This is a genomic window from Methanocaldococcus villosus KIN24-T80 (assembly GCF_000371805.1).
GTDB classification, from domain to species: Archaea; AGJL01; Methanococci; order Methanococcales; family Methanocaldococcaceae; genus Methanocaldococcus; species Methanocaldococcus villosus.
This window is the reverse complement of the sequence record NZ_AQUK01000001.1, coordinates 408406-431619: the sequence shown is the minus strand read 5'-3', so window position 1 is coordinate 431619 and position 23214 is coordinate 408406. Positions and strand designations below refer to the sequence as shown.

29 protein-coding genes and 2 tRNA genes are annotated in these 23214 nt (G+C 29.7%); 22 read left to right on the top strand and 9 right to left on the bottom strand.

Annotated features, from left to right (window positions below):
• Window positions 1–2: 2 nt before the first annotated feature.
• The 14 genes from METVI_RS0102530 (at window position 3) to METVI_RS0102465 (ending at window position 5468) form a co-directional block, all read left to right on the top strand.
• A tRNA-Ser gene (locus METVI_RS0102530) sits at window positions 3–91 on the top strand.
• A gap of 55 nt (window positions 92–146) precedes the next feature.
• A complete protein-coding gene (locus METVI_RS0102525) occupies window positions 147–602 on the top strand; it encodes a 30S ribosomal protein S13 (RefSeq protein ID WP_004592092.1) in 456 nt (151 codons plus the stop codon).
• Between the two features lie 10 nt (window positions 603–612).
• The gene (locus tag METVI_RS0102520; RefSeq protein ID WP_004592093.1) at window positions 613–1173 is read left to right on the top strand and encodes a 30S ribosomal protein S4; all 561 of its coding nucleotides are present in this window, start codon (window positions 613–615) and stop codon (window positions 1171–1173) included.
• Between the two features lie 18 nt (window positions 1174–1191).
• Window positions 1192–1581: a 30S ribosomal protein S11 gene (locus tag METVI_RS0102515; protein WP_004592095.1), complete on the top strand. Its 390-nt coding sequence runs from the start codon at window positions 1192–1194 to the stop codon at window positions 1579–1581.
• A gap of 11 nt (window positions 1582–1592) precedes the next feature.
• Complete coding sequence (locus tag METVI_RS0102510; RefSeq protein ID WP_004592097.1) at window positions 1593–2195, top strand: DNA-directed RNA polymerase subunit D; 603 nt, start codon at window positions 1593–1595, stop codon at window positions 2193–2195.
• Window positions 2167–2529: a 50S ribosomal protein L18e gene (locus METVI_RS0102505; RefSeq protein WP_004592099.1), complete on the top strand. Its 363-nt coding sequence runs from the start codon at window positions 2167–2169 to the stop codon at window positions 2527–2529. The genes METVI_RS0102510 and METVI_RS0102505 overlap by 29 nt, the downstream gene beginning before the upstream one ends.
• A gap of 13 nt (window positions 2530–2542) precedes the next feature.
• The gene (locus tag METVI_RS0102500; RefSeq protein WP_004592101.1) at window positions 2543–2956 is read left to right on the top strand and encodes a 50S ribosomal protein L13; all 414 of its coding nucleotides are present in this window, start codon (window positions 2543–2545) and stop codon (window positions 2954–2956) included.
• Window positions 2957–2968: 12 nt separating this feature from the next.
• Window positions 2969–3379 carry a 30S ribosomal protein S9 gene (locus METVI_RS0102495; RefSeq protein WP_004592103.1) on the top strand — a complete coding sequence of 137 codons (411 nt, stop codon included), beginning with the start codon at window positions 2969–2971 and terminating at the stop codon, window positions 3377–3379.
• A 26-nt stretch (window positions 3380–3405) separates the two neighbouring features.
• The gene (locus tag METVI_RS0102490; protein WP_004592105.1) at window positions 3406–3627 is read left to right on the top strand and encodes a DNA-directed RNA polymerase subunit N; all 222 of its coding nucleotides are present in this window, start codon (window positions 3406–3408) and stop codon (window positions 3625–3627) included.
• 8 nt (window positions 3628–3635) lie between these two features.
• Window positions 3636–3712 (top strand) — tRNA-Pro (locus METVI_RS0102485).
• A 20-nt stretch (window positions 3713–3732) separates the two neighbouring features.
• Complete coding sequence (locus METVI_RS0102480; protein ID WP_004592107.1) at window positions 3733–3897, top strand: DNA-directed RNA polymerase subunit K; 165 nt, start codon at window positions 3733–3735, stop codon at window positions 3895–3897.
• Window position 3898: 1 nt separating this feature from the next.
• The gene (locus tag METVI_RS0102475; protein ID WP_004592109.1) at window positions 3899–4822 is read left to right on the top strand and encodes a phosphopyruvate hydratase family protein; all 924 of its coding nucleotides are present in this window, start codon (window positions 3899–3901) and stop codon (window positions 4820–4822) included.
• Between the two features lie 72 nt (window positions 4823–4894).
• Window positions 4895–5110: a sulfurtransferase TusA family protein gene (locus METVI_RS0102470; protein ID WP_004592111.1), complete on the top strand. Its 216-nt coding sequence runs from the start codon at window positions 4895–4897 to the stop codon at window positions 5108–5110.
• A gap of 13 nt (window positions 5111–5123) precedes the next feature.
• Window positions 5124–5468, top strand: coding sequence for a DsrE/DsrF/TusD sulfur relay family protein (locus tag METVI_RS0102465; RefSeq protein WP_017981002.1), 345 nt, complete (start codon window positions 5124–5126; stop codon window positions 5466–5468).
• On the opposite strand, the gene METVI_RS0102460 is transcribed toward METVI_RS0102465, so the two are convergent.
• Complete coding sequence (locus tag METVI_RS0102460; protein WP_026152866.1) at window positions 5458–6432, bottom strand: DHH family phosphoesterase; 975 nt, start codon at window positions 6430–6432, stop codon at window positions 5458–5460. The genes METVI_RS0102465 and METVI_RS0102460 overlap by 11 nt on opposite strands.
• Window positions 6433–6435: 3 nt before the next feature.
• Window positions 6436–6777, bottom strand: coding sequence for a prefoldin subunit beta (locus tag METVI_RS0102455; protein WP_004592118.1), 342 nt, complete (start codon window positions 6775–6777; stop codon window positions 6436–6438).
• A gap of 115 nt (window positions 6778–6892) precedes the next feature.
• Between METVI_RS0102455 and METVI_RS0102450 the strand changes: the two genes are divergently transcribed.
• A complete protein-coding gene (locus METVI_RS0102450) occupies window positions 6893–7723 on the top strand; it encodes a CBS domain-containing protein (protein ID WP_004592120.1) in 831 nt (276 codons plus the stop codon).
• A 4-nt stretch (window positions 7724–7727) separates the two neighbouring features.
• Window positions 7728–9068 (top strand): HD domain-containing protein, encoded by a 1341-nt coding sequence (locus tag METVI_RS0102445; protein ID WP_004592122.1) that lies wholly within the window; start codon window positions 7728–7730, stop codon window positions 9066–9068.
• Here the strand turns inward: METVI_RS0102445 and METVI_RS0102440 are convergent.
• The 3 genes from METVI_RS0102440 to METVI_RS0102430 are packed head-to-tail and all read right to left on the bottom strand — an operon-like array spanning window position 9029 to window position 12242.
• Complete coding sequence (locus METVI_RS0102440; RefSeq protein ID WP_004592125.1) at window positions 9029–9577, bottom strand: endonuclease dU; 549 nt, start codon at window positions 9575–9577, stop codon at window positions 9029–9031. The two genes, METVI_RS0102445 and METVI_RS0102440, sit on opposite strands and share 40 nt — an antisense overlap.
• A 5-nt stretch (window positions 9578–9582) precedes the next feature.
• Window positions 9583–11235: a dihydroxy-acid dehydratase gene (gene ilvD, locus METVI_RS0102435; RefSeq protein ID WP_004592127.1), complete on the bottom strand. Its 1653-nt coding sequence runs from the start codon at window positions 11233–11235 to the stop codon at window positions 9583–9585.
• On the bottom strand, window positions 11232–12242 hold the full coding sequence (locus METVI_RS0102430) for a glycosyltransferase family 4 protein (protein ID WP_004592129.1): 1011 nt from the start codon (window positions 12240–12242) through the stop codon (window positions 11232–11234). Before METVI_RS0102430 ends, ilvD begins: the two co-directional genes overlap by 4 nt.
• A 22-nt stretch (window positions 12243–12264) precedes the next feature.
• Between METVI_RS0102430 and METVI_RS0102425 the strand changes: the two genes are divergently transcribed.
• Window positions 12265–13260, top strand: coding sequence for an AI-2E family transporter (locus METVI_RS0102425; protein ID WP_004592131.1), 996 nt, complete (start codon window positions 12265–12267; stop codon window positions 13258–13260).
• Here the strand turns inward: METVI_RS0102425 and METVI_RS0102420 are convergent.
• Genes METVI_RS0102420 through METVI_RS0102410 form a run of 3 tightly spaced genes read right to left on the bottom strand, consistent with a single transcriptional unit; the run spans window position 13257 to window position 16539 of the window.
• Entirely contained in the window at window positions 13257–14792 is a 1536-nt protein-coding gene (locus tag METVI_RS0102420) for a 2-isopropylmalate synthase (protein WP_004592133.1), read from the bottom strand. The two genes, METVI_RS0102425 and METVI_RS0102420, sit on opposite strands and share 4 nt — an antisense overlap.
• Window positions 14793–14801: 9 nt before the next feature.
• Entirely contained in the window at window positions 14802–15839 is a 1038-nt protein-coding gene (locus METVI_RS0102415) for a hydroxymethylglutaryl-CoA synthase (protein WP_004592135.1), read from the bottom strand.
• 4 nt (window positions 15840–15843) lie between these two features.
• A complete protein-coding gene (locus METVI_RS0102410) occupies window positions 15844–16539 on the bottom strand; it encodes a helix-turn-helix domain-containing protein (RefSeq protein WP_004592137.1) in 696 nt (231 codons plus the stop codon).
• Window positions 16540–16631: 92 nt separating this feature from the next.
• Between METVI_RS0102410 and mvk the strand changes: the two genes are divergently transcribed.
• Window positions 16632–17525: a mevalonate kinase gene (mvk, locus tag METVI_RS0102405; RefSeq protein ID WP_004592139.1), complete on the top strand. Its 894-nt coding sequence runs from the start codon at window positions 16632–16634 to the stop codon at window positions 17523–17525.
• A complete protein-coding gene (hmdC, locus tag METVI_RS0102400; RefSeq protein WP_004592141.1) occupies window positions 17522–19021 on the top strand; it encodes a 5,10-methenyltetrahydromethanopterin hydrogenase cofactor biosynthesis protein HmdC in 1500 nt (499 codons plus the stop codon). Before mvk ends, hmdC begins: the two co-directional genes overlap by 4 nt.
• 2 nt (window positions 19022–19023) lie before the next feature.
• Here the strand turns inward: hmdC and rpiA are convergent, their stop codons facing one another.
• The gene (gene rpiA, locus METVI_RS0102395) at window positions 19024–19716 is read right to left on the bottom strand and encodes a ribose-5-phosphate isomerase RpiA (RefSeq protein ID WP_040682701.1); all 693 of its coding nucleotides are present in this window, start codon (window positions 19714–19716) and stop codon (window positions 19024–19026) included.
• Between the two features lie 60 nt (window positions 19717–19776).
• Here rpiA and METVI_RS0102390 point away from each other — a divergent pair, with 60 nt between their 5' ends.
• The 3 genes from METVI_RS0102390 (at window position 19777) to METVI_RS0102380 (ending at window position 23213) form a co-directional block, all read left to right on the top strand.
• A complete protein-coding gene (locus tag METVI_RS0102390; protein ID WP_004592145.1) occupies window positions 19777–20961 on the top strand; it encodes an S-layer protein in 1185 nt (394 codons plus the stop codon).
• Window positions 20962–20966: 5 nt separating this feature from the next.
• Window positions 20967–22001, top strand: coding sequence for an mRNA surveillance protein pelota (locus tag METVI_RS0102385; protein ID WP_004592146.1), 1035 nt, complete (start codon window positions 20967–20969; stop codon window positions 21999–22001).
• A gap of 138 nt (window positions 22002–22139) precedes the next feature.
• Complete coding sequence (locus METVI_RS0102380; RefSeq protein ID WP_004592148.1) at window positions 22140–23213, top strand: site-2 protease family protein; 1074 nt, start codon at window positions 22140–22142, stop codon at window positions 23211–23213.
• The last annotated feature ends 1 nt before the right edge of the window (window position 23214 follow it).

The window sequence follows — 23214 nt, the reverse complement described above, 5'->3', positions numbered from 1 at the left end:
GTGCGGAGGTAGCCAAGCCCGGCTAAGGCGTGGGACTGGAGATCCCATGGGGCTTTGCCCCGCGGGGGTTCAAATCCCCCCCTCCGCGCCACTTATTTTTACCATCAATATTTAAAGGTCAAACACGATTTTTTGGAGGTGTAAATTTGACTGAGCAGGCTGAATTTAAGTATTTGCTTAGAATATCAAGAACTGATATAGATGGTAATAAGAAGGTTATCATGGCCCTTCAAGATATCTACGGTGTTGGAGAAGCAATGGCTAGAGCAATTATTAGAGTTACAGGAATAGATCCAAATAAAAAGGCCGGTTATTTAACAGATGAAGAGGTTAAGAAAATAGAAGATGTTCTCTCTGATCCTGCAAAATATGGAATACCATCATGGATGTTTAACAGAAGAAAAGATTATGTCACAGGTGAAGATAAACACGTTATTGAAAGTGATTTAATTATAGTAAAACAAGAAGATATAAACAGATTGAAGAGAATTAAGTGTTATAGAGGAATAAGACATGAATTAGGATTACCTGTTAGAGGACAAAGAACAAGAAGTACATTCAGAAGAGGTCCAACTGTAGGAGTTTCAAGAAAGAAAAAATAAAGGTGATTAGATGGGAGATCCTAGAAGAAGATTTCCTAAAAAATATGAAACACCTAACCATCCATGGATAAAAGAAAGAATTGAAAGAGAAAAAGAATTGTGTAGAAAATATGGTTTAAGAAGAAAAAGAGAAGTTTGGAAAGCTGAGACATTATTAAGAAAATATAGAAGACAGGCAAGAAGGCTGATAAGATTATTAGATACACCTCAAGGACAAAAAGAGATGGAACAATTATTTAATGTATTAAAAAGATATGGAATATTAAAAAAAGAGAATCCTACATTGGATGATGTTTTGTCCTTAACTGTAGAGGATATATTGGAAAGAAGATTACAAACATTAGTTTTTAGGAAAGGTTTAGCAAGAACTCCTAAGCAGGCAAGACAGTTAATTGTTCATAGGCATATAGCAGTTAATGGAAGGATTATTGATGCTCCAAGTTATTTGGTAAAGGTTGATGAAGAAGATAAGATAACATATGCTAAAAACTCTCCATTCAATAATAAAGATCATCCAGAAAGAGCTAAAATTATAGGAATTACTGAAGAGAGTGTTAAAGAAGAACAATAATAAAAAGGTGAAACACCTATGGCTGAGCAGAAAAAAGAAATTTGGGCTATTGTTCATATATTCTCATCTTATAACAATACTATAGTACATGCCACTGACATAACAGGAGCAGAAACAATAGCTAGGGTTTCTGGTGGTATGATAACAAGAAATCAGAGAGATGAAGGATCTCCTTATGTTGCTATGCAGGCTGCTTTTAGAGTTGCTGAAATATTAAAAGAGAGAGGTATTTACAATATACACATAAAAGTTAGAGCACCTGGTGGATCTGGACAGAAAAATCCAGGTCCAGGAGCTCAGGCTGCTATAAGAGCACTGGCAAGGGCTGGATTGAGAATAGGAAGAATAGAAGATGTTACTCCAATTCCACACGATGGTACAACACCTAAGAAAGCCTATAAAAAATAAGGTGGTTTTATTTGTTAACCATTAAAGAGAAAAAACAGACAAAAATAGGGGAAGAGTTTATTTTTTCTTTAAAAGCCCCTATTTCTTTTTGTAATGCAATAAGAAGGATAATGATTTCTGAAGTCCCAACATATGCTATTGAAGATGTCTATATATATGAAAACACTTCTTCGATGGATGATGAAATATTAGCTCATAGATTGGGTTTAATCCCAATAAAAGGAAAACCTGCATCAGATAAAGAGGTTATTACTTTTACATTAGAAAAAGAAGGTCCTTGCACAGTTTATAGCTCAGATTTAAAATCTGAAAATGGGGAAGTTGCATTTAAAAATATTCCAATAGTTAAATTGGGAGAAAAGCAGAAAATAAAAATTGTTTGTGAGGCAGTTCCAGGGATTGGAAAAGTTCATGCTAAATGGCAACCATGTAATGCTGTTTATAGAATAAAAGATGATGAAGTTGAATTTTTTGTTGAAACATTTGGTCAGATGGATGGAGAAGAGATTTTAAAAGAGGCCATCAAAATACTAAAAGAAAAAGCGTTTAGTTTTTTACATCAGTTGGAATTGTTAGGTGATAAAGATGAGAAGGCTGATGAAAACAAATCCTAGATTAATTAGGCTGATAAAAACACTAAGAAAAGCATCAAATAAAAATAATGCAAAAATTTGGAAAGTTGTTGCTGAAAAGTTGGCTAAACCTACAAGAAGAAGGGTAGAAGTTAATATTAGTAAGATAAACAGGTATGCTAAAGAAAATGAAACTATAGTCGTTCCAGGTAAAGTTTTAGGTGCAGGAAAATTGGAGAAGAGAGTAGTTGTTGCAGCATATGCTTTTAGTGAGTCTGCAAAAAGAATAATTAAAGAAGCTGGAGGAGAGGCAATAACAATAGAAGAGTTGTTAGAAAGAAATCCTAAAGGATCAAATGTTAGGATAATGGCTTAAAAGGTGAAACACTATGACAGTGATTGATGCTGAAGGAGCAATATTAGGAAGATTAGCTTCAACAGTAGCAAAGAGGGTTTTAAGAGGGGAAGAAATAACAATTATTAATGCAGAAAAAGTTATAATTACAGGAAATAGAGATTGGATTATAAAGCATTATCAGGAAGAAAGAGCTAAGAAAAATGTGGCAAATCCTAGAAGATTTGGTCCAAAGTTTCCAAGAAGGCCAGATGATATATTGAGAAGAACTATAAGAAAAATGTTACCATATAAAAAACCTAAAGGAAGAGAAGCTTTTAAAAGAGTAAAAGTTTATGTTGGAAATCCATTAAACTTACAACCAGATGAAAAAATATCTCATGAATTGAAGACAAACAAATTTATCACTTTAGGGGAACTTAGTAAACACTTAGGAGCAAAGTTTTAAAGGTGAAAATTTATGGAAAAAATTGTTATAACAGTAGGTAAGAGGAAAAGGGCTATAGCAAGAGCTGTAGCAAGACCAGGGAAAGGTAGAATAAGAATAAATAGGATACCTATTGAATTAATAGAGCCTAAGTATAAAAGAATGAAACTGATGGAGCCATTATTATTAGCTGGAGAAGAAGTTATAAGTCAGATGGATATAGATGTTACTGTTAGAGGAGGAGGGGTAATGGGTCAAATGGATGCTGCTAGAACAGCAATAGGTAAAGCAATAGTTGAATTTACAGGAAGTAAAGAGTTAAGGGATAAGTTTTTAGCATATGACAGAACACTGTTAGTTAGTGATGCTAGAAGAACTGAACCACACAAACCAAGTAGATCTACAAAAGGTCCAAGAGCTAAGAGACAAAAATCTTACAGATAAATTTTTTCTATTTTTTGGTGAGGGTTATGATGTTCCCTATAAGATGTTTTTCTTGTGGTAAAGTTATTGGAGAAGTTTTTGAGGAATATAAAAGAAGAATATTAAATGGAGAACATCCAAAAGATGTTTTAGATGATTTGGGAATAAAAAAATACTGTTGTAGAAGAATGTTTATCTCCTATAGAATTTCCAAAGATGGTAAGGAGATATTTGATGAAATTATAGAACACGATATTGCTCGCCTTTAAATTGTTTTGGGGCCGTGGGGTAGCTTGGTTATCCTGTGCGCTTGGGGGGCGTGCGACCCGGGTTCAAATCCCGGCGGCCCCACCAGTTATTTTTTAGGTGATAACATGAAATTAACTAAATTCGAGATAGCAAGAATTTTAGGAGCGAGAAGTTTACAAATATCTAATGGGGCTTATGCAACAGTAGAAACAAATGAAACAAGTTCATTAAAAATTGCATATGAAGAAATAAAAAAAGGAAAGGTTCCATTAAAGCCTATAAGAGAGTGAGATGTTGGATATTATTAGAAAAATATCTGCAAAAAAAGTTTTTAAAGGAGATATAAAAGTTATGATCACAACAATAACAGAAAACTCTTTTGGTTATGAAATTATAGATACTGAAGAACCTGATAATGTTATAGCTGAGATAAATAATGTTATTGCTCCAGAACTGTTTGGTTATTCTTTAGATATTGATTTGATTGACAACATTATTTGTGAAGTGTCTGAAAATAGTTTAATTTCTTATGGAGTCTCTGTTAGTGTTGCAAGAGCTGCAGCTAATAGCTTTGATATTCCTCTATTTAAATATTTAGGAGGTGCAATAACAACAGATTTACCAATAGTTTCCTCTACAATTTTGAGAGACAACAATAGTGAGCTCTTCCCTATTGTTATGGCAGAATCTATAGAGGATATTGTAGATATCTACATTAAATTAAGGAATATTTTGGATTATAAGGTAATAGATATAAATGGGGCATATGTTTGTAAGGATATTTTTAATGAAATAGGCAAGGTCAGAGAAAAGATAGATGAAATTAAAGAAGAGGAAGATATAGAGATATTATTGGGTTTAAAAATTAAAAAAGATATGGTAAAAGATAAAGATTTATCATTGGTTGATTATTTGGAAGTAGAAGAACCTGTAGAATTTGATGGATTTTTATGTACAGATATTATTTATGAAGAGAGTGATTTTGTTAAAGTTTATCCATATGAAATAGGTACTGTTACTGAGTTATTCTATTATATAAACTACATATTTGATAAGGGTTTGTATCCTGTATTAGAAGGAGATAATAACAGTTTAGCTCATATTGCAACAGCTTTTAAAGTTCCTGTTATTAGGGCACATCTATCATCAAGTGTTTTAAATGAAGTTTGGGAAATAGAAAGATCAATATCAAATCCAAACATAAGAAGATTTTAATTTATGATATTAATTTTTTAAATACCCAGTTTTTTATATTTTTATGCATATTATCTATTTTTTGGTGATATAATGAAAAGATTAGATGTTACTGGAGATATCTGTCCAATTCCTGTTTTAAAAACTAAAAAAGCTTTAGAAGAATTAAAAGAAGGGGAAGAGCTGGAAGTTATTGGAGATTATAAACCTGCTTTAGAGAACATAAGAAGATTTGCTGAAAATAATGGATACACTGTTATTCTTGCAGAAGAAACAGATAATGGATTTAGGATAGTAATAAGAAAATAAAAGAGGTGAAATATTGAAATTTACTGTTATTATTACATCAGCCCCATATGGAAAAGAAAGGGCATATTCAGCACTGAGATTTGCTTTAACATCACTATTGGAAGGGGCTGAAGTGAATATTTTTTTAATAGAAGATGGAGTTTATGTAGCTAAAAAAGGTCAAAATCCTTCAGAAGTTCCTAACTATTTAGAACTATTGAAGAATGCCATTGAATTAGGGGCTGTAGTTAAAGTTTGTGGGCCATGTTGTAAAGCGAGAGGATTGAGTGATAGTGATTTAATTGAGGGTGTAAAATTAGCCACAATGCATGATCTTGTAGCTTTTGTTAAAGAGAGTGATAATGTTATTACTTTTTAAACTCTTCTATGAATCTTTTGTAACACAAATCTAATACTCTATTTATTGTTTTTTCTTTATCTTTTCCATCATAAGGTGCATTCAATCCACCAGCTTCACTATGTCCTCCTCCAGAACCTTTTAATTCTTTACCAATTTTTTCCATTAATTTTCCTAAATGAACTTTTTTAGCTACATGTTTTCTACATCTGGCACTCACTCTAATTTCTCCTTCCTTCTTCCTAACAGCAACAACAAATGCTACATCTGCTCCAATACTAACAATAGTTTTAGCACATGAAGCTTCGTAAGAGCTCACATGAGATAGAGCTATCTTTATTCCATTATATTCTTTAATTCTCATCCTACTACAAGCTTTTAAATGGGCTACCCTCTTACTAATATCACTTTCATGGGTTAACATAGAAAGGATTTTTTGAAAGCTTATATCTTTAATTAAATAGCTAATAATTTCAAATGTTTTCTGTGTAGCTAACTTTAAATGTTTTGTATCATAAACAATTCCACATAATAGGGCAATTCTAATATTTTTAGGGGGGTATATATTTAGCTCTTTAAAAATTTCAGTAACTATTTCAGATGTTGAAGGATAATCTTCTTTTATGATCGTGTATTTACATATATCTGCTAATTCTGTTCTTTTATGATGATCAATTAAAATAACATCTCTCTTTTTTAATTCTTCAAAATCTACTTTTAATTGATTTATTGATGCTGTATCAACAATAAATACTGTTTCTGGTAATGAAGGATAGAGTTCTATATCTACTTTTTCATTTATCTCATTTAGAATATTTTTTGAAATCTTACTTATTGAATCAGCAACTATTCTAACATTAGCATTAGGATTTAAATATTTGGATAAATACTTTAAAGCTACAGCACTACCTATAGCATCAGGATCAGCATTATGGTGACATAAAAATAGAATACTATCTCTTTTTAAATATTCCTCGATCATAATACTTCACTGTGCTTGATTAGCAAATCTTTGCAATCTTGCTTGTATTTCTTTTAATTTTGACTGTAACTTTTCCTCCTGTTTTTCTAATGTTTTTAATCTCAACTCTAAGGTTTCAATTTTCTCATTTAATTCTTTTTTTACATCTTCCTTATTTCTTTTTATAAACAACCCACCTACAAGCTTATAAACATAATCAACATCACTCTTATCCAATTCCTCTAAAGCTTTTTTAGTTTCATTTAATTCAATTTCCACATTTTGCTTCTGTAAGATAATCATTTGTAACTGTTGTTGCAACTGCTGTAATTGCATTAACTGAGCTTGCAACTGTGGAGGAATTTCCATAACTATCCCCTTTTAAAATTTTGTCTTTCTCAATTTTATCCTTAATAATATATAAAATTTTTTATAGTAAATTTGTAAAATATTAAAATATAACTAATTTAAAGAGGGAAAAATAATGAGAGCTTTGGATGTAGTAAAAAATAAGGAAATAGTTAAAATCTACCCTACAACAACTATAAGAGAGGCTTTAAAGATAATGAATGAGAATAGGTTTAGAAGATTGCCAATAGTTTATCCAAATAATAAACTTGTAGGGATAATTACTGCTATGGATATTGTTGATTTTATAGGTGGTGGTTCAAAGTATAATTTAATTAGGGAGAAATTTAATAGAAACTTTGTAGCAGCTATAAACCAACCTGTTAGAGAAATAATGACAAAAGAGGTTATAACATTAGATGAAAATGATGACATTGATATGGCTATTGAAACATTCCTAAATAAAAATGTTGGAGGAGTACCAATATTGGATAAGGAAGGACATTTTTTATCTTTAATAACTGAAAGAGATGTAATAAAAGCTCTTATAAATAAAATTGATGAAAATGAGACTATTGAAGATTATATAACAAGAAAGATTATCTATGCTACACCAGGAGAGAGATTAAAAGATGTAGCAAGAACAATGGTTAGAAATGGTTTTAGAAGATTGCCTGTTGTGAGTGAAGATAAATTAGTAGGGATAATAACAGCTACAGATTTTATTAAGCTATTGGGAAGCAATTGGACATTTAAAAAGATGGAAATGGGAAATGTTAGAGAAATTACTAATGTTAGAATAGAAGAAATAATGATTAAAGATGTTATTACAGCAAATAATAATGATAAATTAAAAGATGTGGCTAAAATTATGGTGGAAAAAGATATAGGAGCATTACCTGTTGTTGAAGATAGTAAATTAATAGGAATTATTACTGAAAAAGATGTTATAAAATATTTCACATGAAAGCATGAAAGTTATTAGAGATGCAATTCATAAAGATATTTATCTAACTGATGAAGAAATGGAAGTTATTGATACTGAAGAATTTCAAAGATTAAGGAATATAAAACAGACAGGATTAACATATCTTGTTTATCCTTCAGCTAATCATACAAGATTTGAACACTCTCTTGGTTGTTTATATATAGCTAATAAAATGGCTAATAAAATTAAGAGAGAAGTAGATGTTGATATCGAAACTGTTAGATTATCAGCACTTTTACATGATATTGGACATCCTCCTTTTTCTCATACATTGGAAATTTTTGGCTACAATCATGAAGAAGTTGGAAAGAAGATAATAAAAAAATTAGATATTGGAAATAAAAAAGAAGTTATCAAAACTCTAAGTAAAAAGAATTTAGAGGGGCATATTATATCTGGAGAAGTTGATGCTGATAGAATGGATTATTTGTTAAGAGACAGCTATAATACAGGAACAGCTTATGGTATGATTGATATACATAGAATAATTACTAGTTTAAAAACTTTTGAAACTTTTGGAAAAATTAAGATAGGTATTTTGAAAAAAGGTATAGAAGCTATAGAATCTCTTCTAATAGCAAGACATCAAATGTATTCTGCAGTTTATTTTCACAAAACTGTTAGAATTGCAGATACAATGTTAAAGAGAGCAGTAATTAAAGAAATTGAAAATAAAAATTTAAAGCTAGATGAATTATCTAAAATGGATGATATAGCCCTCATATCTTTTTTAAGAGAAAACAATAATTATTTGATAGAAAGATTAGATAAAAGAAGACTCTATAAAAGGGTTATCTATTATGACTATTATGAATTATCTCCAAAAGAAAAATGGATATTAGTTAATATGAAAGAGGAGGATATTTTAAATTTAGAAAAAGAATTGCAGGAAAAGTTTGGAGAATTGTTTATAGATATCTATCCCATCCCTAATTTGGAAGAACATGATATTTATATTATAATGAATAACCATGCCAAAAAGTTAGATGAAGTTTCACCATTAGCCAGAAGTTTAAAATTTTCAGAAATGAAACTTTGGAAGTTAGCAGTATATTCAGACTGTAAAGGGATAAATAAAAAAGAGTTTAAAAAAGAATTATTTAAGAATTTAGACATGAAGATTCATAGTAGGATATTAGATGTATTAAATAAACATGAAATTGTTGAGGGTAGGAAGAATTTACTTGAGCTTTCAAAATTATCAAAAAAAGAGTTTTATGATGAATTATATAAACTGATATTTTCAGGATTAATAAAAGAAAAATTTTATAAAAATAAATATATTTATTCCATTAATTCTAAAAATCCTCTACCAATTAAATGAGCTATTCTTAAACACTCTGGAATTTTACTTTTTAATTTAGTCTTTTTTATCATATTTTTTACAAAATTTCTATCACACCCTATATATTGTACATAGATATTTTCTAACTTTTCAGGATTTGGTAATGAGTTTATAATCCTTATTCTTATTTCAGCATCACAAAAATGTTTTTTTAAGGCTAAAAATATCTTATCTTTATTAGGATTTTTATCTATAACTACAATAACTGGTTTTCCAGTTTTACTATATATTTCATTAATATTTGCTATATTAAAACCTGCAAAGGTTACTCCTGACAGAAAGATAGCTTTTATTTTCTTATAATGCTTACCTTTTACTATTTCTATTATTTTTTCTGTAACATCTAACCCATCTTTTTTAATCCTCTTAAAATATATTCCATCAATTATTTTGTTTCCTCTCATATATACAGATATTAATATACCCTCCCTATCTTCTCTTTTAAATGGTGCATCATCAAAACCTATTACTTCTATCTGATCTTTCATAGTCTCTAATCCCTTAATACAGCCCCTTCATCTGCTGAGGTTACAAGTTTAGAGTATCTTCTTAAATAACCTCTAACTTTAATTTCTGGCTTTTTCCATTTTGTCAATCTTTCTTTTATTTCTTCTTCACTTAAGCATAAATCTAATCTCTTATTAATCATGTCTATTTCTATCATGTCTCCATCCTCAACCACTGCTATAGGTCCACCAGCCATTGCCTCAGGAGAAACATGGCCAATACATGGCCCTCTTGAACCTCCACTAAATCTACCATCAGTTATTAAAGCCACTTTTTCATCTAACCCCATACCGCATATAGCAGAGGTTGGGGCAAGCATTTCTCTCATACCTGTACTTGCAGGGCCTTCATATCTAATAACTATTACCTCCCCCTCTTCAATTTCACTGTTTAATATAGCTTTTACAGCTTCTTCTTCAGAGTTAAATACTCTTGCTGGTCCTTTAAATTTATACATCTTAGGAGAAACTGCAGAAATTTTCACCACAGCTCCCCTCGGAGCTAAACTACCTTTTAATATTCTTAACCCTGCAGTTTTATGGACAGGATTGTCAACTGTTCTAATGACATTATGATCAATATATTTAACATTATTAATTATCTCTCTAACAGTTTTCCCACTAACAGTTAAACATTCTTTATTTATTATCTCTTCTAATACTTTCAAAACTGCAGGAATTCCTCCAGCCCTGTGAAGATCAATGATGAAATGCTCTCCTCCTGGTCTTAAGCTGGCTATATGTGGAACCTTGTCAGATAATTTATCAAAGTCATCTAAAGTAATTAAACCTTTTTCAACTTCATTTGCTATAGCAGGAATGTGCAAGGTGGTGTTTGTAGAACCTCCCAATGCGAGATCAACAATAATAGCATTTTCAAAAGCCTCTTTAGTAAGTATTTTATCCATTGTTATACCTTTTTTTATCATTTCCATTATAGCATATCCTGTTTTTTTAGCTATTCTCATTTTTTCCGCAGTATTTGCTAATGAAGTAGCACAGTATGGTAGAGATAAACCCATAGCCTCAGTAAGACATGCCATAGTATTAGCTGTAAATAATCCAGCACAGCTTCCAGCACCTGGACAGGCAATGTTTTCAATTTCTTTTAACTCTTCTTCACTTATCTTATTTGCTTTATATGCTCCAATTCCTTCAAAAACACTTATCAAATCATATCTTTTCCCTCTAAACTCTCCTGGAGGCATAGCCCCTCCAGTAAGAACAATAAATGGAATTTCTGCCCTAATAGCACCCATTATCATTCCAGGAACTACTTTATCACATGATGGAATTAATACAAGACCATCAAATCCATGAGCTTTTGCCATACATTCAATAGAATCTGCTATTACTTCCCTTGAAGGTAAAGAGTATTTCATACCTTCATGACCCATAGCAATACCATCACATATAGCAATGGTGTTAAATTCAAAAGCTGTTCCTCCATTAGCATAAACACCCTTTTTAACAGCATCAGCCAATTCTCTTAGATGAATATGCCCTGGAACAATTTCATTAAAGCTATTAGCTATTCCAATGAATGGTCTTTCTATCTCTTCATCAGTATATCCACAAGCTTTTAATAATGCTCTATGTGGAGCCCTTTCTATTCCTCTTTTTACACTATCACTTTTCATACTATCTCCTCATAAACCTTTCTAACCTCTTCAGCAGTCTTTTCCCAAGAGAATTTTTTTGAAAACTTATAGGCATTTTTTCCTAACGTTTCTCTCAAATTTTTATCATTAATTAGTAACTCTATTTTCTCTTTTAAATTATTTGTTAAGAAACCATTATAGTTATTAATAACTATCTCTCTTAACCCCCCAACATTTCTAGCTACAACAGGTTTTCCACAAGCCATAGCTTCAATAGCTGTTAAACCAAAACCTTCACTTCTTGAAGGTACTATTAAAAAACTACATTTTCTCATATAATAAGCTACTTCATTAAATTTCTTTTTTCCTAATAACATTATATGCCCTAACCCCTTCTTACTTATATAATTATAAACCTCCTTATATAGTGGTCCATCACCTATGAGTATGAAGTTATAGTCAATATCTTCTATCTCTTTAATTAATATATCAACTCCTTTCTGTTTAACAAAAGAGCCTACAAAAAGGGCAAAATTATGATCTCCCTCATTATATAACATCTCCCTATCTACTCCATTATAAATTACCCTACCTCTACCAACTGTCTCTTTAATGTAATTACTGACACATATTATTTCATCAGCATTTTCTATAGCAAAATTAAAGAATTTCTTACCTAACAGAGAATTTTTTAATATTAGTGCATCCGATCCATGTAATGTTAATATGTGAGGTATTCCATATCTCTTTTTTAATAGCCCTCCTAAACATCCTTGAGGAAATGCATAGTGAGAGTGGATAATATCTATCTTTTCTTTATCAATAATCTTTTTACTGACTCTATAAGCATTTATTAAATAACTAACACCTCTAAATCTTTTTAAGTATGGAACATTATAAATATGAATATTTTTATACTTTGGTTTGGAATAATCATAAGTTATGAGATAAAATTCAATATCTTCTAAATTTTTTACAAGGTTCTCCACATGTACTGTTATTCCTCCTATATGAGGATAGAAAATAGTGGGCATTAAAACTTTCATGATATCAACTTAGGTGAATGTAATGAGATATAATGAGTTTAAATATTTAATAAAAATAATTATTATTGTGTTAATACTATCATTTTTTTATTTTATATTCCCATATATTGATGTTATAGCATATGCCATTGTTTTCTCTTACATGGCTTTACCAATATATAACTTTATATATAATATTAGTAAGAACAGAAACTTGGCATCAATATTAGCTGTTATTATATTTGTTCTACCTATAATTTTAATTGGTTTATATATTATATGGTTAATTGTTAGCTATATCATAAATTTAGATATTGGTTTATTTATCTCATATTATAAATGGTTAGTGGGGAAGTATAGGTTAGATAATATTATAAATGATGAGTTTATAAAGAAATATGGAGAAGATGTAATAAAATATATAGTATCAAAAATATCAAGCAGTTTATTAAGTCTAGGTAACTTATTCATAAAGATTTTAATAATAATCTTTATGACTTTCTATTTTTTAAAAGATGGCTATCATATAAAAGATATTATTTTAAATATAACTCCTCATGACTATAGGAGTAGATTAGAAATATATTTAATGTATCTGCATGAGACATATAAAAATATCTTTATTAGTTGTGTCAATATTTCAATAATAATAACAGCTTTAGCATATATAGGATATAAACTCACATTTTCCCCATATCCTGAATTGTTGGCAATAATAACAGGAATATTTGCCCTTTTACCTATATTAGGTAGCTGGATGGTTTATGGAAGTTTAGCACTTTACTATTTTTTAATAAACAATTATTATAGTGCCATTTTTATTTTAATATATGGAGTTATATTTTTAAATTTAGTTCCAGATTTTATTTTGAGACCTTATTTAGTAAAAAAAGACACCGATATACATCCTGTATTGGTTATAATAGCATTTTTAATAGCTCCTCTCTCCTTAGGAGTTGTAGGTTTTGCAATAGGACCTCTTGTTATAGGAGCATTATATGCCTTATACTTAGCTAAGTATAGAGATAAAAAAATTTAATGTTTTTTTAATAATCTATTAATCCCATCTATCACAGCTTCAACAGAAGCTCTAACAATATCTTCACTAGCAGCTTTTGTTATTACTTCTTTTCCATCACTTTCTAATTTAACAACAACCTCTGCTAATGCATCAGTTCCTCCTGTTATTGCAGATAAATGATACTCTTTTAATTTAATCTTCTCTCCAATAGCTTTTTGTATGGCTTTAATTGCAGCATCTACTGGACCCACACCAATAGATGAAACTTTTTTAACATCTTTGTTTATTCTTAAAGCTACTGAGGCTGTTGGAATAATATTTCCTGTCATAACTGCAATTTGTTCTAAATCAACAACTCTCTCTTTTTTGGCTACCCTACCTAACACATCTTCTACAATTGCCTCAACATCCCTATCTGTTATTCTCTTTCCTTTATCTCCTAAACTTTTAATTCTTTTAACTATCTCCTTAAATTGTTCTTCTGTTAAATTATTATATCCTAGTTCTTTTAATTTAGCTTTAATGGCATGAGTTCCTGTATGTTTTCCAAGTATTATCTTTCTTTTCTGTCCAACAAGTTCTGGAGGTATGGGTTCATATGTTAAAGCATGGGCTAAAACTCCATGAGCATGAATCCCACTTTCATGTGCAAAAGCATTTTCCCCAACTATGGCCTTATTTGGTTGAACATTTATTTCAGTATATTTTGCTACCAACTTAGAAACTTCATACAATTTTTCAGTTTTAATATTTGTTTTTATTCCATAAATACAATGTAAGCTCATAACTACTTCTTCTAAAGCAGCATTTCCTCCCCTTTCTCCTAATCCATTAATTGTACAATGTATCTGCTTAGCTCCAGCTTCTACAGCTGCTAAAGAATTTGCTACAGCTAATCCAAAATCATTATGACAGTGGACTGATATTGTAACATCCAAATCATTTAAATATTTTATTAAATAGTTCATAGCTCTAGGAATCATAACTCCTACTGTGTCAGGGACGTTTATTATATCAGCACCAGCCTCAATAGCTTTTTTATAAACTTCTTTTAAATAATTTAACTCAGTTCTTGTAGCATCTTCAGCAGAAAATTCAACTTTTATTCCATGTTCTTTTATATATTCAATAGCTTCAATAGCTCTCTCTATTATTTCTTCCTTATCCATCTTTAACTTATATTTTCTATGTAAAGGAGATGTAGCTATAAAAGTATGGATTCTATCTACACCACAATCAATAGCTGCATCAATATCTTCTTTCCTAGCTCTTGCTAAGCCACATATTTCAGCATTTAAGTTTAAAGAACATATTTTTTTAATGGCTTCTCTTTCTCCTAATGAAGAAATAGGAAATCCTGCTTCAATAACATCTACTCCTAACTCATCTAACTTTACAGCTATCTCAACTTTTTCATCAACAGTTAAAGAAACTCCTGGAGTTTGTTCTCCATCTCTTAGTGTTGTGTCAAATATATAAACATTCTTAGGAAGGTTAATGTTTTTTAAAGCTTCTCTTATAATTTCATTTTCTTCTCTGTAGATTATCATAATCATCACTTAAAATTTTATTTTCTTCCTGAATTTAATATAAATTGCATAGTCAATATATTCTTTATTATTTATATATTCAGCTGTCTTCTTAGCTTTATCTTTAACTTTATTTATTCTTTCTTTTACTGTTATATCAAAAGCATCACTACCTGCTCCACTACCATATGAAACTGCTAAAATCCTTTCTCCTCCATTACAATGGTCTAGTATATTAGACAATCCTAAAGGAACTGCTCCTGAGTATGTATTCCCTATATAAGGAGTTAATAATCCTAATTTATATTGTTCCTCTTTAAAACCTAAAATTTTAGCAACTCTAAGATAGAACTTACCATTTGGTTGATGGAAAACACAATAATCATAATCTTTAGGACTTGTTCCTAGTTTTTCCATTAATCCCTTAGCAGCATTTAAAACATGTCTAAAGTATGCAGGTTCTCCTGTAAATCTTCCACCATGTTTAGGATATGGCCTACCTTCTCTTCTCCAGAAGTCTGGAGTATCTGTTGTATAAGAGAATGTTCCATTAAACACTGCTATTTCTTTTTTATTTCCAATTATATAAGCAGCCCCTCCTGCTGATGCTGTGAATTCTAAAGCATCTCCTGGAGCTGACTGGGCAGTGTCTGCTCCAATAGCAAGACCATACTTTATTATCCCACTATCAACTAAGCCCATACATATCTGTATTCCTGCTGTCCCTGCTTTACAAGCAAATTCTAAATCAGCTGCAGTTAAATTTGGTGTAGCATCAATAGCTTCAGCAACAATTGTCGCTGTTGGTTTAACAGCATATGGATGACTTTCACTACCAACATAAATAGCTTCTATTTCTTTTCCATTAATTTCAGCTCTTTTCAAAGCATTTCTTGCTGCTTCAACAGCTATTGTAGCTGTATCTTCATCTAAAGCTGGGACGGATTTTTCATAAACCAGCAAACCTTTCTTTATTGCATCAGCATCTTTATTCCAAACTCTTGCTATTTCTTCAACTTTAATTCTATATTTTGGGATGTAGCTTCCATAACCAACAATTCCTGCCATTATTTCACCCTATTTCATTTAATCTTTTTATTAATTCATCAATATCTAATTTAGTTGTAATTATGGGAATATTATCAATTTCTGCCAATTTTATAGCTAATTTATCAATTTTATTTTTATCTAAACCCTGAAAAACTATAACTCTTGGTTTCATTAAGCTAACTCTAATAGCAACCATAGGACTTCTTCCAGTGGAGACATTTGTAAATATAAGAGCCCTTTCAGTTGTCCAACCATATAAGTGATAAAATTCTTCTCCAGTCATTTCCATAATAGCTTTAATACTATCTACAACAGTATGACCATAAATAACAGCATCTAAATTAGACCCAACAACTATTTCTCCTTCTAAAATTTTGGCAAAATCTTTTATTTTTATAGGATTGTTATACTCTTTTATGGATAATATAGCTTTCATTGATGGAGATTTCTCTAATAATCTTTTCAAAGCTTTTATTGTATAGCCTCCTTTTCTCTTATCAATTTCTATCAAAGCTAAAACATACTTTCTTATTACATTAACTCCAGGATTTTTTCTTCTTCCAGTCTCATAATCACTTATAACTGATGGAGAGATATTGAGATAGTTTGCTAACTCAATCTGCTGTATATTAAATAAATTTCTCCACTTTTTTAATGCAGCTCCAGTATTCTCAGATAAGACGATGTCCCCAATGATATAAATAGCCACTTTTTCCATAAATAATCACAATAATTAAATAATATTTTTATTGTATATATTATTTTTGTTTTTGTAGAAAATAATTTTATAGTTTGACGAAGATGATGGTTATGGTAGCTAAGGTTATACTTTTTGGAGAACATGCAGTAGTTTATGGCTATAGGGCAATTTCTATGGCAATAAACTTAAATACTTCTGTAAAAGTAGAGAAAGCAGATAAGTTTATAATATATTCAGAAAATTTGAACAAAACTCTAGTTTCTGATAATTTGGAATGTAATGATAGAGACTTCTCATATATAATTAATACATTAAAAATATTCTTTAATAACTTTAACATAGAACCAGAATATTTAAAATTATCCATATATTCAGAAATTCCTGTTAGCTGTGGTTTAGGGAGCTCTGCTTCAGTTATAATTGAAACATTAAAAAGTTTATCTAATTTTTATAATATTGAATTAGATAAAAATGACATATTTAAATTAGCCTATGAAGTAGAGAGAATTACTCAAGGGAAAGCCAGTATAACAGACACAGCAACAATAACTTATGGTGGGGTATTAGAGATAAAAGATAATAAGTTTAGAAAGCTTAATGATTTAAATGATTTTATTAAAGAATGTGATTTTTTAATAGCCTATGTTGAAAAGAGGAATAAAAAAACTGCTGATCTTGTTAAAGAAGTTTCTAACTTAGATTATAAAGATGAGATATTTAAAGAAATAGACAAAATAGCTAAAGAGGCTATAAAAGTCAATGATAAAAAAGAGTTTGGTGAGTTATTATTAAAGAATCATGAATTATTAAAAAAATTAAATATATCTACAAATAAAATAGATAAGGTTATAGATATAGCTAAAAAATATAGCTATGGGGCTAAGATTACAGGAGCTGGAGGAGGGGGATGTGTTATTATATTATTAAATGATAATTGGAAGGAGTTAATTAAAAGGATAAAAAATCATGTAATATCTCTTTATCCATGTAAGGTGATTCTATGAGAGATTTAATAAAAGAATCAATAAATAATTTAGATGCTGCATTAGAATTAAGAAAGATTGTATTAAACAAAATAAGAAATAGAAAACTTAAAGAGAGTGACATTATTGAAATATTGGATGCTATAGATGATTTATCTTTAGAAGAGATTATTAAATTAGGATCAAATTTTAGAAAATTTCCTTTAGGTTGTGATTTAGTTGATATTGCTATAGGGCCATGTGCTTCTAATTTATCAATGTTAGAATTATTAGAGAATTGTATTTTAGCTGACTATATTGGCTATCCAATTCACATATGTGCTTATGCTATAGCTGACATTGCTGAAAAAGAAGGAATAGAAACAATAGAGTTATTTAAGAAGATCATTGAAAATGTTGAAGTGCCAATAGATATAGATCATTTTGGACAATATGGCCCAATGAGATTTCCAAAAGAGATTACCCATTGTTATGGAGAGTGTTATTTTAAAGGATATTTTAGAGGATGTCCTAGGAAGAGAATTCATAAAAGATTGATTGAAAAAGAAAAAAAAGAAAGGTTTGTCGAAGATTATATAAGGTTAGCTTCAACTGTTTGTGTGAATGTCGTAGAGGAGCAGGGAGCTGAAGAGCATGCAGCTCCAATAGAGGAGATGGAGATTGTGGCTAATCTTGCTAAGAAATATGGTAAAGGGTTAGAAGGGATATTTCATGTTGGTGATGGATATGATGATTTAATAGAAGGGATAAATGCATGTTTAAAGTTAGATGTGGATGTTTTTGTTATTGAAGGAGCATGTTTCAATAGGGCAAAGGATAAATTAAAAGCTTTTGCTAAAGCAGTAGCTATAAGTAGGATATTGGTTAAAGGGGGAGTTGTAGCAACAAATGGGGCTTATGAAAATGAGTGTAGAATAGCTTTAAGAGCAGGGCTGAATACAATAATTACTGGTTTTCCTTACAATCATCATGGATATATGTGTGGCTATTCTCCTGGAACAGCAAAGAGAGGTAATTTTGGACTTAGAAGAGTTATGAGAATAATAAAAGAAGAAATAAAAGATTTGAATGTAAAATTAGCTGATAAAAATATAAATAAAGCTATAGCAATGGGTAATAATTTTTTAAAAGATAAGATATATCCCTACACATTAGGTAGCTTCTTTCTTGGAGATGCACATTGGAGAGCAGTTAAAGAGAGTAAATTAATGAAATATAAACCAGAAAAAACAATAGATGACATTAAAGAGGATAAATTGGGATTAATTGGAGGAAGATATATAGCTTGGGCAATAGCTGAGAAAGCTGAAGAAGTTTATATATCTGACAGAGATCCATGGGTAGAGAAAGCAACAGTTAAGGTGTTAAATGAAAATGGAATTAATGCATATCCTTGCAATGGAGATGATAGGGAAGCTTTGAGATATAAAGGCTATATAACAACCTTTATTCCTGAATTGGCTTTAAAGATCTACAAAAAACTAAAAGAGTATAATAATATAGAGTTATTAATTTAGATTTATTTTTTTAATGTTTTTATACCTTTTTTTGTAGCTACTAAAACTTTATCAACTTTAGTAAATATTCCATTTTCTACAACTCCTGGTATGTTGTTTATTTCACTTTCTAAGCTAACAGCATCATCTATTTCCATTGATACATCTATTATCATGTTACCATTATCAGTTATAACTGGTCCTCTTTTTCTTTCTGCTAATCTTATTATAGGTTCCCCTCCCATATCCTTTAATTTTTTCATAACCACTCTATAAGCTTGAGGTAAAACTTCAACAGGTATAGGGTATGAAAGTTTATTTTTTATTTTTGACTCATCCACTATCACAACAAATTCTTTTGCATTGTAATCAACAATCTTTTCCATTGTGTGGCAACCCCCTCCACCTTTTATTAAAAATAGTGTTTCTTTTTCAACTTCATCTGCTCCATCTATGGCTATATCAACATCATACTCATCTAAGCTAACTAAAGGAATTCCATATTGTAAAGCTAACATTTTAGATTCAAAGGATGTGGGAATGCCAAATACAGTTAATTCCTCCTCCTCTATCCTACTACCAAGTTCTCTTATAAACATAGCTGCAGTAGAACCACTACCTAAACCTACTACCATACCATCTTTTATTAACTTTGCAGCCTCTTTTGCTACCTTTAACTTCAAATTCAATCTATCACCCTTACTTAGTATTACCATAATAAATATTAAATTTTTGAATTTTAAGTTAAAAATATTAAAACTATAAGGGGTGAAATATTGAAGAAAGTTTTATTAATATTTCTGATATTAACTTCTGTATTTGCTATGGAACCAATTATTGTAGCTAATAAATCTACAGTTGATTATAATAACTCTCTAATTTTAATGGATAATTACTACTCTTCAAAAAAGATAATAATTGAGAATGACACAGTAAAGATGATTTCAAGAAATATATTATATTTACCTTTTAAAAATAGTTTGGATATTAGGCTAAAAAATGATATTTTAAGAGTAAAAATTGAAAGAAATAATGATGATATTATTTTTAAAGATATCTACTATATAATAAAGTTAGATAAAGAAATAGAGATAAATGGGGAAAAATATAATGTTAAAAACTTTGGAAATTTTATATTGTTGTTAGGTGATGGAGAAAATGTAACAACAAAGGGGTCATTTGAATTTAATAACTATAGAATAAATATTAAACTAGTTTCTATGGATCATAAAAGTTTGATTGTTGATATATATAAAGATGGAGTAGCTGTTGAAAAAAATGTTAAGTTAAATATGGGAGAGATGTATTACTCAAAAGGGATAGCTGTAAAATATAAAAATTATTCTAAGAATCTTTTTGAATTTACTGTGTATAAGGCTATAAAGATTGAAAAAGGTAAGGATTATCCTTTAGATAAAAGATTCACAGTTGAAGATATTAATAACTATATTAAATTAAAATTTAAAAACAGTTTTAAAAATAGACTGAACCTATCCAATTGCTATATATATCCAATAAACAAAACTTTATTTAAGGCTATAGTTGAATATATTGACTCTTATAAAAAAGAAAATATTTCTTTTGAAAATGGTTTTTACATTATGGGTAACAAAGTTTATTATAAAGGAAAAGAAGTAAGAAGTGGGGAGAAGTTCTATTTTGGATCAGTTGATATCATCAATAATGATATTTTTAATATGGATAGGGATGTTATATTAGTTGGAGGGGAAAGAGTAAATAGCTATGTGAGGGAGTTAGTAAGAAGAGGATTATTAAAGGATAGAATAACAGAGACTAACCCTGGAAGATTTAAAGGATATATTATTAAAATAAGGAATAAAAATCATTTCATCTATGTTTTAGCTGGTTCAGATAGATGGGGGACAAAAGCTGCTATAGAGGCTTTTTTAAATAGATATCATGGAGAAGATAAGTTATTAGTTAATTGGAAAAAAGAGTGAGAATTATGAAGATTGTTGAAGAGGAGAAAGATTATATCAAATTAATGCCTGAAAATTTAGATGATCTTTGGGTTCTTTATAATGTTATTGATGAAGGAGATGTAATATTTGCATTAACAGAGAGAAGAGTACAGGATAAAGGGGATATGATAAGAGCTGATAGAGGTACTAAGAGAAAGATGATTTTAGGAATAGAAGTAAAAAACTTAGAGTTTGATGAAAATACTAAGAGATTGAGGATCTTAGGGGTTATAATACATGGACCTGATGACATACCACTAGGAGCTCATCACACTATAGAAGTAAAACCATTTGATGAAATAACTATAAAAAAACAGTGGAAAAAGTGGCAAATAGAAAAAATCAAAGAAGCTATAGAATCTTCAAAAAGGCCAAAAGTTTTAGTTGTTATTATGGATGATGAATCTGCTGAAGTATATGAGGTTAGAGATTACTGTGTTAAAGAGATATGCTCAATAAAAAGTCATGCCTCTAAGAGGTTAGATTATAAGATCAATGAAGAGTTAAAAAAAGAATATTATCATGAAATAGCTAAGGTATTGAAGGAGTATGAGGTTGATAATATTATAGTAGCTGGTCCAGGATTTGCTAAGAATAGTTTTTATAATTTTCTCTCAGAACAATATCCAGAATTAAAAAGAAAAGTAGTAGTAGAAAGCGTTTCAACTACATCAAAAGCTGGTTTAAATGAAGTTTTTAAAAGAGGGATTATTAATAGAGTTTATGCTGAGTCAAGAGTGGCTAAGGAAACTCAACTTATAGAGAAACTATTAGAGGAAATAGCTAAAAATGGGTTAGCTGTGTATGGGATAGATGATGTTAAAAGAGCAATAGATTATGCAGCTATTGACATTCTGTTAGTAGCTGATGATATGGTTAGAGACAAAAGAATTGAAGAAATTATAGATTTAACTGAAAATATTGGAGGAAAAGTTGTTATTGTTTCTACAGAACATGATGCTGGAAAACAACTAAAGGCATTAGGAGGAGTTGCAGGTTTATTAAGATTTAAAGTTTAAAATTTATAAACTTCTTTAAATTTAATGTTGTTACACCATGCCCACTATGGGGCATGGTTAAAATATACACCCTACTCACTGTGGAGTAGGGTTATTATAAATATTTAGTAAAATTTTATATAAAGTTTTTGTGATAATATGAAAATTGTAGCATTAATATTTATAATTATTTGGGTATTTTTATTAGCTGTAAGAGAGAAAATTAATTTAAAAGTTTATTTTGGAGCATTTGGGATTTTGAGAACAAAAATTGGATTAAATGTTATAGACAAGTTAGGAAAGTATAAATTTTGGAGGAAAATAGGATATATTTCAATACCTATATGTGTCCTATTAGGAGGATATGCATTATTTAATATAATAAATATGAGTATTAAACTAATTTCTGGAGAATTGCCAAAATCTGCTGGAAAGCCAATAATATTTTTATTTGGTTCAGTTATCCCAATACTTCCAGGAATAATTGCTTTAACTATAGCTATAACTGCACATGAGTTATTTCATGGAGTAATAGCAAGGTCTTTTAATATAAATGTAAAAAGTTCAGGAATTTTATTAATGCTTGGATTTCCCTTAGGGTTCTTTGTAGAATTAGATGAAAAGTTCAAAACAACAGAAAAGAAAGTTAGAGCTGCTATAGCTTCAGCAGGACCTATGGCTAATTTGATTTTATGTGTAATTTCTCTACCATTAATGTATCTGTCCTACTCTATTCCTTCAGAGATAGTGGTAATTAAAACATATGAGCCAGCTTCAAAATATTTAAAAAGTGGAGATATTATTTTAAGAATTAATGATTATAATATAAAATCTATAGCAGATTTTAAAAATTTTGCAAAAGAAATAAAACCAAATAAAGTTTATAGAATAGAGGTTTTAAGAGGGAATAAAGTTATAAGTTATAATATAAAAAGTTCTAATGAGGGAAAACTAGGTTTATTAGTTTCACCTTCAGGAAGTTTGGCTTTTCTGATTAATACACTATATTGGAGTTATCTATTTAATTTGTTGTTAGCTTTATTTAATCTACTCCCAGCCTTTCCATTAGATGGATTCTATGTCTTTTCATCAATACCTGAAATATTTAAAAGTATTAGATTATATAAATTTGGAAATTTCTTAGAAGTAATAGTTAATGAAAAAACATTAAGGTCAATTTCATTATTGATTTGGTGGATTATATTAGGGGCTATAATTTATTCAATGTGGTAGA

What these genes read in the sequence shown, in the direction of transcription:
- METVI_RS0102520 (WP_004592093.1), top strand. Translation starts at nt 613, where the DNA reads ATGGGAGATCCTAGAAGAAGATTTCCTAAAAAATATGAAACACCTAAC.
- METVI_RS0102515 (WP_004592095.1), top strand. Translation starts at nt 1,192, where the DNA reads ATGGCTGAGCAGAAAAAAGAAATTTGGGCTATTGTTCATATATTCTCA.
- METVI_RS0102505 (WP_004592099.1), top strand. Translation starts at nt 2,167, where the DNA reads ATGAGAAGGCTGATGAAAACAAATCCTAGATTAATTAGGCTGATAAAA.
- METVI_RS0102500 (WP_004592101.1), top strand. Translation starts at nt 2,543, where the DNA reads ATGACAGTGATTGATGCTGAAGGAGCAATATTAGGAAGATTAGCTTCA.
- METVI_RS0102495 (WP_004592103.1), top strand. Translation starts at nt 2,969, where the DNA reads ATGGAAAAAATTGTTATAACAGTAGGTAAGAGGAAAAGGGCTATAGCA.
- METVI_RS0102490 (WP_004592105.1), top strand. Translation starts at nt 3,406, where the DNA reads ATGATGTTCCCTATAAGATGTTTTTCTTGTGGTAAAGTTATTGGAGAA.
- METVI_RS0102480 (WP_004592107.1), top strand. Translation starts at nt 3,733, where the DNA reads ATGAAATTAACTAAATTCGAGATAGCAAGAATTTTAGGAGCGAGAAGT.
- METVI_RS0102475 (WP_004592109.1), top strand. Translation starts at nt 3,899, where the DNA reads ATGTTGGATATTATTAGAAAAATATCTGCAAAAAAAGTTTTTAAAGGA.
- METVI_RS0102470 (WP_004592111.1), top strand. Translation starts at nt 4,895, where the DNA reads ATGAAAAGATTAGATGTTACTGGAGATATCTGTCCAATTCCTGTTTTA.
- METVI_RS0102455 (WP_004592118.1), bottom strand. Translation starts at nt 6,777, where the DNA reads ATGGAAATTCCTCCACAGTTGCAAGCTCAGTTAATGCAATTACAGCAG.
- METVI_RS0102450 (WP_004592120.1), top strand. Translation starts at nt 6,893, where the DNA reads ATGAGAGCTTTGGATGTAGTAAAAAATAAGGAAATAGTTAAAATCTAC.
- METVI_RS0102445 (WP_004592122.1), top strand. Translation starts at nt 7,728, where the DNA reads ATGAAAGTTATTAGAGATGCAATTCATAAAGATATTTATCTAACTGAT.
- METVI_RS0102440 (WP_004592125.1), bottom strand. Translation starts at nt 9,577, where the DNA reads ATGAAAGATCAGATAGAAGTAATAGGTTTTGATGATGCACCATTTAAA.
- ilvD (WP_004592127.1), bottom strand. Translation starts at nt 11,235, where the DNA reads ATGAAAAGTGATAGTGTAAAAAGAGGAATAGAAAGGGCTCCACATAGA.
- METVI_RS0102430 (WP_004592129.1), bottom strand. Translation starts at nt 12,242, where the DNA reads ATGAAAGTTTTAATGCCCACTATTTTCTATCCTCATATAGGAGGAATA.
- METVI_RS0102425 (WP_004592131.1), top strand. Translation starts at nt 12,265, where the DNA reads ATGAGATATAATGAGTTTAAATATTTAATAAAAATAATTATTATTGTG.
- METVI_RS0102420 (WP_004592133.1), bottom strand. Translation starts at nt 14,792, where the DNA reads ATGATAATCTACAGAGAAGAAAATGAAATTATAAGAGAAGCTTTAAAA.
- METVI_RS0102415 (WP_004592135.1), bottom strand. Translation starts at nt 15,839, where the DNA reads ATGGCAGGAATTGTTGGTTATGGAAGCTACATCCCAAAATATAGAATT.
- METVI_RS0102410 (WP_004592137.1), bottom strand. Translation starts at nt 16,539, where the DNA reads ATGGAAAAAGTGGCTATTTATATCATTGGGGACATCGTCTTATCTGAG.
- mvk (WP_004592139.1), top strand. Translation starts at nt 16,632, where the DNA reads ATGGTAGCTAAGGTTATACTTTTTGGAGAACATGCAGTAGTTTATGGC.
- hmdC (WP_004592141.1), top strand. Translation starts at nt 17,522, where the DNA reads ATGAGAGATTTAATAAAAGAATCAATAAATAATTTAGATGCTGCATTA.
- rpiA (WP_040682701.1), bottom strand. Translation starts at nt 19,716, where the DNA reads ATGGTAATACTAAGTAAGGGTGATAGATTGAATTTGAAGTTAAAGGTA.
- METVI_RS0102385 (WP_004592146.1), top strand. Translation starts at nt 20,967, where the DNA reads ATGAAGATTGTTGAAGAGGAGAAAGATTATATCAAATTAATGCCTGAA.
- METVI_RS0102380 (WP_004592148.1), top strand. Translation starts at nt 22,140, where the DNA reads ATGAAAATTGTAGCATTAATATTTATAATTATTTGGGTATTTTTATTA.